This is a genomic window from Gemmatimonas sp. (assembly GCF_021298855.1).
GTDB lineage: Bacteria > Gemmatimonadota > Gemmatimonadetes > Gemmatimonadales > Gemmatimonadaceae > Gemmatimonas.
Map to the genome: position 1 here is coordinate 1 of NZ_JAJTHI010000091.1, position 12,951 is coordinate 12,951.

General features: G+C 68.1%; 9 protein-coding genes. 7 read left to right on the plus strand and 2 right to left on the minus strand.

What is annotated here, in order from left to right; all coding sequences use genetic code 11:
* Window positions 1-367: 367 nt before the first annotated feature.
* Window positions 368-1,318 carry a ChaN family lipoprotein gene (locus LW840_RS17545; RefSeq protein WP_291267625.1) on the minus strand — a complete coding sequence of 317 codons (951 nt, stop codon included), beginning with the start codon at window positions 1,316-1,318 and terminating at the stop codon, window positions 368-370.
* Window positions 1,319-1,483: 165 nt separating this feature from the next.
* Here LW840_RS17545 and LW840_RS17550 point away from each other — a divergent pair, with 165 nt between their 5' ends.
* From LW840_RS17550 to LW840_RS17560, 3 genes are read left to right on the plus strand one after another with little or no spacing between them, the layout of a single operon-like run.
* The gene (locus tag LW840_RS17550; RefSeq protein WP_291260378.1) at window positions 1,484-2,176 is read left to right on the plus strand and encodes a DUF969 domain-containing protein; all 693 of its coding nucleotides are present in this window, start codon (window positions 1,484-1,486) and stop codon (window positions 2,174-2,176) included.
* Window positions 2,173-3,123 carry a DUF979 domain-containing protein gene (locus LW840_RS17555; RefSeq protein ID WP_291267627.1) on the plus strand — a complete coding sequence of 317 codons (951 nt, stop codon included), beginning with the start codon at window positions 2,173-2,175 and terminating at the stop codon, window positions 3,121-3,123. Before LW840_RS17550 ends, LW840_RS17555 begins: the two co-directional genes overlap by 4 nt.
* Before the next feature lie 45 nt (window positions 3,124-3,168).
* Window positions 3,169-4,965 carry a cation:proton antiporter gene (locus LW840_RS17560; protein WP_291273331.1) on the plus strand — a complete coding sequence of 599 codons (1,797 nt, stop codon included), beginning with the start codon at window positions 3,169-3,171 and terminating at the stop codon, window positions 4,963-4,965.
* A 17-nt stretch (window positions 4,966-4,982) separates the two neighbouring features.
* On the opposite strand, the gene LW840_RS17565 is transcribed toward LW840_RS17560, so the two are convergent.
* Window positions 4,983-6,521: an alkaline phosphatase D family protein gene (locus tag LW840_RS17565; protein WP_291267629.1), complete on the minus strand. Its 1,539-nt coding sequence runs from the start codon at window positions 6,519-6,521 to the stop codon at window positions 4,983-4,985.
* An 83-nt stretch (window positions 6,522-6,604) separates the two neighbouring features.
* On the opposite strand from LW840_RS17565, the gene LW840_RS17570 reads away from it, so the two are divergent.
* The 4 genes from LW840_RS17570 to LW840_RS17585 all read left to right on the plus strand — a co-directional run bounded on the left by LW840_RS17570 (window position 6,605) and on the right by LW840_RS17585 (window position 12,819).
* Entirely contained in the window at window positions 6,605-7,786 is a 1,182-nt protein-coding gene (locus LW840_RS17570) for a hypothetical protein (protein ID WP_291277480.1), read from the plus strand.
* Between the two features lie 43 nt (window positions 7,787-7,829).
* Entirely contained in the window at window positions 7,830-8,300 is a 471-nt protein-coding gene (locus LW840_RS17575) for an isoprenylcysteine carboxylmethyltransferase family protein (RefSeq protein WP_291267631.1), read from the plus strand.
* Entirely contained in the window at window positions 8,291-10,549 is a 2,259-nt protein-coding gene (locus LW840_RS17580) for a NosD domain-containing protein (protein WP_291277481.1), read from the plus strand. The genes LW840_RS17575 and LW840_RS17580 overlap by 10 nt, the downstream gene beginning before the upstream one ends.
* Before the next feature lie 389 nt (window positions 10,550-10,938).
* Window positions 10,939-12,819, plus strand: a complete 1,881-nt coding sequence (locus tag LW840_RS17585) for a sodium:solute symporter family protein (protein ID WP_291267633.1) — start codon at window positions 10,939-10,941, stop codon at window positions 12,817-12,819.
* The last annotated feature ends 132 nt before the right edge of the window (window positions 12,820-12,951 follow it).

Genomic DNA, 12,951 nt, shown 5'->3' on the forward strand with positions numbered 1-12,951 from the left:
CTAGTGCCGGACCGATCGAGACGTCGCACCGAAATGCTGCCGGCGGTGCCTTTTGGGCGCGGGGGGCGCGGGGGGCGCGCCCGAAAAGCGTTATGTGGGAACAGCGTAATGGGTTGCCTCCCAACCGCACCGCGTAAGCGGGTGCCGGCGGGTACCAGTAACGCTGTGCTGTTGGGTGGCAACGCGTAACGCCGTTCGCCCTTAACGCCGTTCACGCGCCCGAGAAGCGTTACGTGGGGACAGCGTAAAGGGTTGCCACCCAACCGCACGGCGTCAGCGGGTGCTGTTACCGCTGTACCGTTAGGTGGCAACGCGTAACGCCGTTCGCCCTTAACGCCGTTCACGCGCCAACGGCGCGCCCCTCCCCTTACTTGGGCGCTCTCGTGAACAGCACGTAGTCCGCCTTCGCCGCGTGCTCGCCGCCGTTCGCTTTCGACAGGTCGGGCACCGGGACGGCCGAGAGCACGATGCTGCTGGCCTTGGGAGCCCGGCGGCGCGCCCGCTCGGCGGTGCCAAGCCCGAAGTCGCTGTGGAAGGCGCCATCGACATGGAAGATCACCGATCCCTTGGGCGCACGGGCGAAGGCGTCGGCAATGGCCTCGCCCATGGCTTCGTCCTTCACGCACTGGGCTTCGTAGAAGCGATCGGTCATCTGCGCCATGGCGGCGGCGTCAGCGGCCGTCGGTGGCCCGCCGCCGGCGCCGTGCCCCTTCATGGTTTCGGCAAACTTGTCGTAGTACGTGTCCTTGGGGCACGCGTGCTGCCTGGCCATGAATCCGCGGTCGCGGGCATTCATGGTATCGAGCACCGCCAGCCCGCGCCGACTCACCGCACTCGCCAGCCGGCGCGGCACGTTGGCGGCCACGACGGGCCACCCGCGCACCCGTGCGAGCTCCACCAGCGGGCGATAGTCGGTGACGTACCGATCCCACGGGCGGGCGCCGGCGAGGAAGTTTTCCTCCGAGATGGTGCCCGTGAGATACTGATCGAGCAAGGGCTGCACGTCGCGCTCGAACATCTCCAGCGTCACGACCACGTGCGGACGCCGTTCGCCCAGCGCCGCCAGCACCGCATGCTCGGCGGCATGTGTCGTGGGGTCGTCGTGCTGCTCGCCGAAGAACACCAGGTCGCGTGTGGCGATGACATCGGCGAACTGCTTGAAGGAAACGAAACGCCCCGACTTGCTTTCGTAGATGCGCACCGCCGGGTCGGGGGTGAGCTCGGCCACATAGGCGCGACGGCCGCCACCAGGCAGGCAGGCGGTGGTGAACAGCGACAACACGCCGAGTACGAGGGCAGCAGAAGGACGCCGGAGCATGCGAGGAGGGGCCGTGGGGCAAAGGGGCGGTCGAGTGGCCGCTGCGGATAATGTAGCGCGGCGCGGGGGGCACCTCATCCCGCAGGCGCTGATCCCGCAGGCGCTGATCCCGGACGTGTCGCGCCGTTCTCGCGCTCCCTTGGCGGGTGCGCTAACGTCTGCGCCATGCTTCCGCTGATCGGGATTCTCATCGTCATCGTCGGTTTCGCGTTGCGGCTCAACGCGCTCCTCGTGGTTACGCTCGCCGGACTCGCCACGGGAATGGCCAGCGGACAGTCGTTTCTCGATGTGGTGGCCGCCTTCGGCAAGGCCTTCGCGGACAGCCGATACATCGCCATTGTATGGCTGGCCCTGCCAGTCATCGGTCTTGCCGAACGCGCGGGACTCAAGGAGCGCTCCCGTGACGTGATCGGTCGCATCCGGGCCGCAACGGCTGGACGCGTGCTGCTCGTCTACCTCGCCCTGCGGCAGATCACCTCCGCGCTCGGGTTGGTATCCCTGGGGGGACATGCCCAGATGGTGCGCCCGCTGGTGGCCCCCATGGCGGAAGGCGCCGCCGACCACACCCACCCATCGCTCCCCGCGTCCACGCGGGAACGCATCCGGGCCATGGCGGCCGGCGCCGACAACGTGGGGCTGTTCTTCGGGGAAGACGTGTTCGTGGCCATCGGCTCCATCCTGCTCATCCGCGGGTTTCTCGAACAGAACGGCATCGTGGTCGAGCCGTTGCAGCTTGCGCGATGGGCCATCCCTACCGCGATCATCGCTTTCGTGGTGCACGGCGCGCGGCTCCTGCTGCTGGACCGACAGATCGCGCGCGATGCCGCGGTGGCGCGGCGGCAGGAGGACGCACCATGATCACGCTCGAGGCCGTCTACCTGCTCATGGGGGGGCTGACCGGCGGCATCGCGCTCGTCAATGCGCGCGACGACAGCAACCCCAGACGGTGGCGCACCACGCTCTTCTGGGGCACGTATGCCCTGCTGTTCCTCGTCGGCTCGCATGTGGGTGATCTCGCCAACGGGATCCTCGTGCTCATCATGGTGGCCACGGCGGCAGCCGGCCTCGGGCAGGGGACCCGCCAGACGTCAGCGGTCGCCGCGCGCATGGCATCGGCGGCGCGCCACGGCAATCGCCTGTTCGTGCCGGTGCTCGTCGTACCATTCGCCACCTTCGCCGGCACCCTGCTGCTCAAGGACTGGCAGGTCGGCGGCATGCCGGTGGTCGACCCGAAGCAGGTCACGCAAATCGCCCTCGGCAGTGCCACGGTACTGGGGCTGCTCGTGGCGATGATCATGCTGCGCCCACCCGTCGGTGCGCCAATCGTGGAGGCGCGGCGTCTCATGGACAGCGTGGGCTGGGCCGCCGTGCTCCCGCAGTCGCTGGCCGCCCTCGGGGCGCTCTTTGCCACGGCCGGCGTGGGCAAGGTCGTCAGCACGCTCGCTACCACGTACCTGCCGCTGGGATCGCCAGTGGCGGCCGTAGTCGCCTACGCGCTGGGGATGGCGCTCTTCACCATGATCATGGGCAATGCCTTCGCGGCATTCCCGGTCATGACCGCAGGAATCGGCCTGCCGCTGGTGGTCCAGCAGTTCGGCGGCGACGTGGTCATCGTGACCGCGGTGGGGATGCTCTCCGGGTTTTGCGGCACGCTCATGACGCCGATGGCCGCGAACTACAACATCGTGCCAGCCGCCCTGCTTGAACTGCGCGATCGGTACGGCGTCATCCGGGCGCAATGGCCAACGGCGCTCATCCTGCTCGTGGCCAACATCGTCCTCATGGCGGCCTTCGCCTTCCGCTGACCGCGGCGAGGTGTGGCCGGGGAGCAGACCACAGTAGTTTGCGGCATGCATCCCGAGACGGCTCTCCTGGTAACGCTCGCCGGCGCATTCGGCGTGGCGTTTCTCTTCGGCTTCGTGGCCGCGAAGCTCAAGCTGCCGCCGCTGGTCGGGTATCTCCTGGCGGGCATTGCTCTGGGTCCGCACTCGCCGGGCTTCGTTGCCGACGTGGCGCTCGCCGGCCAGCTGGCGGAGATCGGGGTGATCCTCCTGATGTTCGGGGTGGGGCTGCACTTCTCCCCGGGCGATCTCAAGCGGGTGCAGGCCATCGTGGTGCCGGGCGCCACCTTGCAGATGGCGGTCTCCTTCGCGTTGGGGACCGGCCTTGCCCTGTGGTGGGGGTGGACGGCGGGAGCAGCCGTGGTCTTCGGGCTCTCGCTTTTCGTGGCGAGTACGGTGGTGGTGTTGCGGGTCCTCGAGGATCGCGGGATGCTCGACTCGGTCGACGGCCGCGTGGCCGTGGGCTGGCTCATCGTGGAGGATCTCGGCGTCGTGTTCGCGCTGGTGCTGCTGCCTGCCATCCTGGGGGCCATCAGCGGTGACGGCAGCGCCGGAACGGCAGGTGACATTGCGGAGGTCGTGGCGCTCACCGTCGTAAAGGTGGTGGCCTTCATTGCCCTCATGGGTTTGGTGGGGCGCCGCGCCGTGCCGTGGCTGCTGACGCATGTCGCCCGAACCGGCTCCCGTGAGCTCTTCACCCTTGCCGTGCTCGCCGTGTCGCTGGGCGTGGCCATGGGCGCGGCGGCGCTTTTCGGTGTTTCCTTCGCGCTGGGCGCTTTCGTGGCCGGCGTCGTGATCAGCGAATCGGACCTCAGCTATCGCGCCGGCGCCGACGCCTTGCCCATGCAGGATGCCTTCGCCGTCATCTTCTTCGTGTCCACGGGCATGCTCCTTGATCCGGGCATTCTGCTGAACGCCCCGGGCAAGCTGCTGGCGGTGCTGGGGGTGATTCTCGTTGGCAATGCCATCTGGTCGACCGTGCTCATGATCCTGCTGCGCCACCCGTTCGCCTCGGCGGTGCGCATCGGGGCCGCCTTCGGACAGATCGGCGAGTTCTCGTTCATCATGGCCGCCCTCGGCGTGTCGCTCGGCGTACTCGCCGAAGAGGGGCGCAGCCTCATCCTCGCGGCAGCGCTCGTGTCGATCGTGCTCAACCCGCTGCTCTCCTGGGCCGCGGAGCAGCTCATCACCGTCGTGTCCCGACATCCCGCGTTGCTCGACAGGGTGGAGCGCCACAAGGCGCCGCGCATGGTGGCCACGGACCTGTTCATGGCCACCCCGGTCAATCATGTCATCGTGATCGGCTATGGCCGCGTGGGTCGCACCATCGGCGAGGCCTTTCAGCGCGTGGGAGTGCCGTTCGTGGCCATCGAACAGGACCGGCGCGTGGCGGAGGCCATGCGCACACTCGGCGTGGCGGCGGTGTACGGCGACGCCACGCGCCCCGGCATCCTCGAGCATGCGCGCCCGGAGTACGCGAGGCTGCTGGTGGTGGCGAGCCCCGATCCGTACCATGCCCGGCGCATCATCGAGCTGGCTCGTGTGCGCAATCCCGACATCGACATCATCGTGCGCACACACGCCGATACCGAACAGGAGTTCTTCGAACAGCTGGGGGTAGGCAAGGCGCTCATGGGCGAACGGGAGCTCGCCTTCGGCATGGCGTACCACGCCCTGCGTTCGGCAGGGTGCGACGATGATCGCGCCGATGAGGTCATCGCGCAGCTGCGCGGGGGCGGGCGCATGCCCACGCGCGAGTTCTCACAGATGCTGATGACCGGCGAGGCGCCTGCCCCCAGGTCGTAGCGTGGCCGCGTTTCGCGCTACAGCGCCGTGATGCCGGCGCGGCCATGCTCGAGGCGCCAGCTCGATGCCGTCGCGATGGGCGCGCCGGGTTTGTCCACGAACGGCACGCTGCGATAGTCGGCGCGCCACGTGTCGCTGTTCACGGTGCACGTCACGTAGCCACGGCGATTCTCGAACCACTTGAGGTGGGGATTCTCCCGCTTCATGTCGGCGAGTCGTGCCGGGGGGACCGGGCCGCCGTTCCCTCCCGAGGCAATACTGGTGCCCACGAATTCAGCGGCCACCACCGGCCGGTCGGGTCGCGAGAAATCGCTGCGCAGCTCGTTCACCCAGTTGCTGTGAATGTCGCCGGTGATCGCCACCGTGCGATTGGGCGCCCGCTTGGCGATCTCGCCGAGCAGGCGGTCGCGGGCGGCCGGATAGCCACTCCACTGATCCATGCTGGTGCGCACCTCGTCGCCTTCGGCCGCATCGTACGGCCCCATCATCACCTGCTGCGCGAGCACCTGCCAGCGTGACCGCGAGCGGCCGAGCCCATCCAGCAGCCACGATTCCTGCGCCGCGCCCAGGAGCCCGCGGCGCGGGTCACGTGCCTCGTCACAGAAGGGCTTCGTGCCATCGCCACACGCCTGATCATCCCGGTACTGGCGGGTATCCAGCACCCAGAACCGGGCGAGGGCGCCCCAGTTGATCGTGCGGGTGATGGAGAGATCGGCCCACGATTGCACCCGAGGCACGCGCACGGGCTGGTGTTCCCACCACGCCTGGTAGGCGGCAGCACGCCGGGCCCGCATCTGCTCGGTGCTCTCCATGTTGTTCTCGCCGGCGAGCCCCGCGTAGTTGTTGTCCACCTCGTGATCATCCCACGTCACCACCCAGGGGCAACGACGGTGGGCCGCCTGCAGCAGGGGATCGGACTTGTACTGCGCATACCGCCGCCGATAGTCGTCAAGCGTGCGAATCTCGAGCCCGTGGTGCATGCGCACACCGCGCGGGTTGCCAGCGTACTCGTAGATGTAATCACCCAGGTGCGCCACCAGATCGAGCTCTTCGTTCGCCATGTGTTCGTAGGCCGTGAAGAGCCCCTGCTCCCAGTTCTGACAGCTCGCAAAGGCAAATGCGAGCGGCGTCACGGCGCCATCGGTGGGCGTGGTCCGCAAGCGCCCCACCTGGCTCACCGCGTCGCCGGAGCGAAAGCGGTAGAAGTACCAGCGGTCGGGGAGCAGCCCCGTGACGTCGATATGGACGCTGAAGGAGAGTTCGGGCGCCGCCGTGGCGCGCCCCTTCTGCACGACCTTCGTGAACCCGTCATCGTCAGCCACCTCCCAGTCCACGGTGACCCGTGTCCCCTCCATGCCGCCATCCGGTTCGAAGGGACGGGGGGCCAGCCGAGTCCACAGGACGCCACCGGTGGGGGTCGGGTCGCCGGAGGCCACCCCGAGGGCGAACGGATCGTCGGCAAACCGGGGACGGGAGGTGACGCGCCAAACGTTGGGGACGACGGCGCAGAGCGCGGCGTAGCGCGCAAGATCGGAGACGAAGAGGCGGCGGTCCATGCCTGTACGCTACGCGCGGGCGCGCGGAACGCGAGAGGGTCCGCGGCCGAAACCATTGGTTGGCACCATCGCGTTACCCCTTCATGACATCACCTTCGCTTTCCCGGGGAGAGGGGTTCGGCCCACTCAGCTACGCCCGTTCCCGTCTCTACCTTGGCATCTCGGGGGTTGGCACCGCGGTGCTGGCCGCCACGTGCCTGCTCGTCTTCGATATCCCGCAGGCCGGCTTCGCCACCACTGAGGGGCTATCGGTGGGGCGTGCGCTCTTCGGCGTCGGCATCTTCTTCGCGATGGTGCAGGCCCTGTTCTTCCTCTTCGACCTGCTGGGCGGGGCGTTGGTGGTACGCCGCAAGGACCATGCGCCGTTCTGGCTGACACTCTGGATGCGCGGCGTGGCCGTACAATGGGTCGTGTGGATGCTCACTGCGGGCGCGCTCATGACGACGGCGCGGTCGGCCGGGCCGCTCGCGACTGTTGGCGTGTTCGTGGGAATCCAGCTCCTGCTTGCCCAGCTGCGTGGCCCATTGGCCCGCCTCATCGCCCCGCTGCGCGCGCACGTCGCCCCACCGGTGTTTGCCCAGGCGGCCGAGATGTCGGGGATCGACGCGCGACGGCTGCAGGTGGTGGACACGTCCGACGAGGGATTCGTGGGCGGGTGGAGTGGGATCCTGCCACGCACGCTGGTCGTTCCCCGTCGCTGGGAACTGCTGCCCGTGGAGGCGTTGGCGGCACAGCTGGCGCGTCGGCAGGCGGTTGCCGCAAGCGGCGCGCATGTGCGCGGGGTACTGGGTGCGATCGGATGGAACACGCTGGGGTTCGTACTCGTACAGCAGCTCGCCGACAGTACGCCCGCCACCGCGGAGGGGCTGGTTACGCTCATGGCCGGGATGACCCTCTGGGCCTTTGTCGGAGTCCTGCTGCTCCCCACGCCCTCCCGGGCCGCGGTCTACGCCGCCGATCAGGCCGCGGCAGCCAAGGTCGGCGCTGCGGCGGTACAATCGAGCATCGAGCGGCTCGACCGGTGGCAGGATGACGAACCCACCCGCTCCCCCACCATCGAGCGCATCTTCCACCCCGTACCGGCCCGGGCCAATCGGCTGCAGCGCCTGTCGCGCGCCGAGACGGGCGGACTGCGTCCCGTACACGCGCATCATCTCGCGCGTCACGCGCTCTGGCTTGGTTGGGGAGCGCTCACACCCCTCTCGCGGGCCGTTCACTGCAATGTGGGGCGCACCGCGCTCTGGGCCATGCTCCCCGGCGACTGAGCGGTCTGCTGCCGACGTCACGCCGGTGCGGTAGCTTGCGGGCATGGATCAGGACCGCGGCCCCGACGTGAGATTCCCACCCCCGCTGCTCTTCGTGGCGGGGCTCGGGGTGGGGGTGGTGCTCGATCGCTACGGGCGCGTGCCGTCGGTGGGGCCCGCATATGCGGCTACGCAGATCGCCGGGATCGCGCTGGTCGTCGTGGGGCTGGCCATCGTGTATGCCGGCATCATCACGTTCCGGCGCGCCCGCACCGCCGTCTACCCCAATCGCCCGGCCACGGTGATCGTGCAACACGGGGTCTACGCCTGGACGCGCAACCCCATGTACGTGGGGATGACCGCGTTCTATGTGGGTGCAGCGCTGCTGTTGCACTCGCTCGGGGCCCTGGTGCTGCTGCCCGTGGTGTTGCGGCTGCTGTACGTGCGGGTGATCGTGCGGGAGGAGCGGCACCTCCATGCGGCCTTTCCCGACGAGTACGCCGCGTACTGTCGTCGCGTCCGTCGATGGCTCTGACCCGCGCCGGGGCGCTGTGGAGCTCCATTGCCTGGGTACGGGATACCCGCATGCATACCCGCATGCATACCCGCACGCATACCCGCATGCACGCGCTGATCACGGCGCTGCTGCTGTCGTGGCTCCCGGCGCTGCCCGTTCGGGCGCAGCCGTTGCCCATGGTGCGCCCCGTGCCGGGGATGCTCATCACCCGGTCGGTGCGGGTGGCTCCCGGGACCTACCACTGGAGCGGCCGGGCGTCACCCGACTCCGCGCTGCTCACCGTACGTGGCAACGACATCACCGTCGATCTGCGTGGCGTGACCTTCGTTGGCCTGCCGCCCGACAGCGCGCCCGACGCCGCGCGTGGTACCGCGGTGCGCATCGACGGGGGGCGCAACGTGCGGGTGCATGGGCTCACGGCCCGTGGTTACCGCGTAGGCATTCTCGCCCGCAACGTGCGCGGGCTCCTGCTCGAGCACAACGACCTGTCGTACGGCTGGAAGCCGCGCCTGTTCAGCATCGTGGAGCACGAAAGCCTCAACGACTGGCTGTCGTTTCACCGGAACGAGCAGGACGAGTGGTTGCGCTTCGGGGCCGGCGTGTACCTGCGCGGTGTCATCGGGGGACGGATCATCGGGAACACCGTGCGCCAGTCGATGAACGGCCTGTTGCTTTCGCACAGCGACTCCCTCGACATCCGGCGCAACGACTTCTCGTTCAACTCGGGGCTCGGCATTGGCCTCTACCGCGCCAGTTGGCACCGCATCGTCGGGAACCGGGCCGACTACAACGTCCGCGGCTCCTCACACGGTTTCTTCCAGCGTGGGCAGGACTCGGCGGCGCTGCTGATGTTCGAGCAGTGCACGCACAACATCGTGGCCTACAACAGCATGACACACAGTGGCGATGGCCTCTTCTTGTGGGCAGGCCAGCACACCATGGATACCGGGCAGGGCGGCTCGAACGACAACCTGTTTCTGATGAACGACTTCAGCTTCGCGCCCACCAATGGGATGGAAGCCACGTTCAGCCGCAACCAGTTCATCGGCAATCGCGTGGTGGGCAGCACGCACGGATTGTGGGGCGGCTACAGCTACGACACGCGCGTCGTGGGCAACTGCTTCGGTGACAACCGTATCGGCGTGGCGGTCGAACACGGCCAGGGCAATCTCGTGGGGGGCAACCACTTCATTGGCGATACGCTGGCCCTCCGCATATGGGCCGACTCAGTTGAACCCGGCGCGTGGGGCTACCCGCGCCACCGCGACACGCGCAGCCGCGACTGGCGCGTGGTGGAGAATCGCTTCGTCCGTGTGGGCACGCGCTGGCAGATCGCCAATTCGCACGTGAGCGACTCGAGTCGCAACGTGCAGAGCGACTCCCTGTCAGGTCCTTGTGATCCGGCCCGCATCATCCCCACCACGGCGTGGTGGCGGCTTCCGGACATTCCGGAGGCGCCGCGCCGTTGGCCGGAGCGTGCGGAGGCGTCACGCGGGCGCGACGCGATCGTGGTGGACGAGTGGGGGCCGTACGACTGGCGCTCCCCGAAGCTGTGGCCGCTCGACAGCACGCGCGCTGTGCCACTCCGGCTGCGGGTTCTCGGACCGTCGGGACGCTGGCGCGTGGCCTCGTTGCGCGGCGTCCAGTCCATCACTCCGGCCCGCGGCCGTACCGGGGATACGGTGCAGGTCGTACCGCATCGCGATGCCACGGGCGACTGGCGCGTGGAACTGGAATTCGTGGGCGCGGCAACCTGGTCACCGCGGGGCGTGGCAACGCGCGCCGGGGTGCCCGTCCGGTTTGCGTACGAGCGCATCGAGCCGACGCAGCACTGGGTGCAACGCGTCTTCCGCTACGACGACCGTACCGATCCGTTCCGCCACCCGGCCGCCTTCGACTCGCTGTTGCGTTCGGCCCCGTTGCTCCAGCGCGTGGCACCGCGGCTCGACTGGATCTGGTCACGCCCGGCCGACCCCGCCATGCCAACCACCCACTTCGCCATGGAGGCAACCTCGACGCTGGCGTTGCCGCCCGGCGCCTGGACGTTGCGCACCCTGAGCGACGACGCGGTCCGGGTGTGGGTGGACGACCGGCTGGTCATCGATCACTTCGCGCCCCACGAAACGGCGCCGGCCTATGCGCGCATCTCGGGCGGGCGTCATCAGGTACGAGTGCAGTATGTCCAGGTCCGCGGCTGGGTGGAACTGCGCCTCGATGTGCTGCGTGGGGCGGCGCGGCCGTCGGCCGGCAGCAGCGGCCCGCACTGAGGCAGACGTATGCGGGAGCGCACCGCGAGGGAACGTGCACTGAAACGTCCCGTCAAGGTGGCCGTCAACGAGCGACGGCCAACCGCGTATCCACGGCTCCGGGATGTTGGCACTCGGATACGCGACCAGGACAACAAAATGCGCCCAATCGGGCGGTGGTCGTCACCCACGTACTCGGTTTCGGCGCACGTGACTGTGGGCATACCCTGAATGGGGAAGCGCAAGATCGTCACCTCCGGGGTGTGACGCATCGCCTCCGCCCGTTCCGGCCACGGCGGTGACGGTTTTCGTCCCGCACGCCCTGGCGCGTTGCTCCCCGGCTGCCGGCCCCCCACATTCCCGCACCATGAGCCAGCCCGTGCCTGTTCCTCCCTCCCGCTGACCCGGTCATGACCATCTCCTGGATCGATTGGGTCATCGTCCTGCTGTCCATCCTCGTCTGCTTCGTCCCGGCGCTCTTCCTGGCCAAGCGCTCGGGGAGCAGTACCACCGAGTTCTTCGCGTCCGGTCGGTCGGTGCCGTGGTGGCTCGCGGGTCTGTCCATGGTCGCGACGACCTTTTCGTCGGATACCCCCAACTGGGTCACGGAGCAGGTCCGACGTTACGGGGTGGCGGGGAACTGGCAGTGGTGGGCCTTCGTGCTCACCGGCATCGCCACCGTGTTTTTCTTCGCGCGGCTGTGGCGGCGCTCGGGAGTGCTCACCGACCTCGAGTTTTACGAGCTCCGCTACTCCGGTCGGGAGGCGTCCCTGGTGCGCGGCTTCCGGGCCGTGTACCTGGGACTCTTCTTCAACTGCTTCATCATGGGGATGGTGACGCTGGCGGCATGCAAGATCGCGAACATCCTCTTCGGGCTCGCGCCGTGGCAGACGATTCTGCTCACCGGCCTGCTCAACGTGGTCTTCGCGGCGCACTCCGGCCTCTGGGGGGTGCTCGTCATCGACATGATCCAGTTTTTCATCAAGATGACAGCCGTCTTCGCGGCCGCGTGGTTCTCGCTCGTGGAGGTGGCCCGTCGCCTCGGCAACAGCGAGAGTGGCTGGCTGGGGCTGCGCCTGCTGATCGAGCGACTGGCGCCACAGCAGGTGGTGCAGGGGAGCGGCGATGCCCAGCCGGTGATGTCGGTGAAGGATGGGCTCGGACAGCCCATCCTCGACATGATGCCGAACTTCAGCATGTCCGAGCTCGCGCTCATGATCTTCATTCTGCCGATCGCGGTGAGCTGGTGGGCCAACTGGTATCCGGGGGCCGAGCCGGGGGGCGGGTCCTACATCGCGCAGCGCATGCTCGCGTCGAAGTCGGAGAAGGATTCGCTGGGCGGCACCCTGTTCTTCAACATCGCCCACTACGTGCTGCGGCCCTGGCCGTGGATCATCACTGCGCTCTGCTCGATCATCGTCTACCCCGATCTGGCGTCCATCAAGGCGGCGTTTCCGGCGGCCGATCCGGCCCTCATCGGCCACGATTCGGCGTTCCCGGCAATGCTGAAGTTTCTCCCCGTCGGCTTCGTCGGGCTCATGATCGGTGGGCTCATTGCGGCCAACTCGTCGACGATCCTCACGCACCTCAACTGGGGATCGTCCTACCTCGTGCATGACTTCTACCGCCGCTTCGTGCGTCGCGACGCGCCCGATGCGCACTACGTACAGGCGGGGCGTGCGAGCACCGTGCTGCTGTACGTGGTGGCGGCGCTGCTGAGCCTCACCATGAGCAGCGCGCAGCAGGCGTTCCAGGTGCTGCTCTCCATTGGCGCCGGCACCGGCCTGCTGTACATCGCGCGCTGGTTCTGGTGGCGCGTGTCCGCGTGGTGTGAGATCGTGGCCATGGTGATGTCGCTCGTAACGTCGTTGGCGGTGCCGCGGTTGCTGCCCGACGCGGATTTCGCCACCATCACGCTGGTGCAGGTGGGCGTGACCACGCTGGCGTGGCTCGTGACGGCCTACGTGGGGCCGCAAACCGATCAATCCACTCTGCTGGCGTTCGTACGCAAGGTGAAACCGGCCGGCCCGGGGTGGACGGCGCAGCGCGCCGCCGCCGGGGTCTCCGACGCCGAAGTGATGCGCGAGAACGCCATCGGGGCCTCACTGCTGGGATGGATTGCCGGCTGCCTCGTGATCTGGTCGTCGCTGTTCGCGATCGGCAACTTCCTGTACGCACCCGGCGACCCGTCGCGCCTGACCGACGCGTGGCTGCTGACGGCCCTGTTCGTGGTCAGCGGCAGTGTGCTGCTTGGTGTGACGCGGAAGCTGTGGGCGGAAAGCGAAGGGTAACGGCGGGGGACAGCGGGGGACAGCGTCATGTGAGACGGCGTCATGTGAGACGGCGTCATGTGAGACGGCGTCATGTGAGACGGCGTCATGTGAGACGGCGTCATGTGAGACGGCGTCATGTGAGACGGCGTC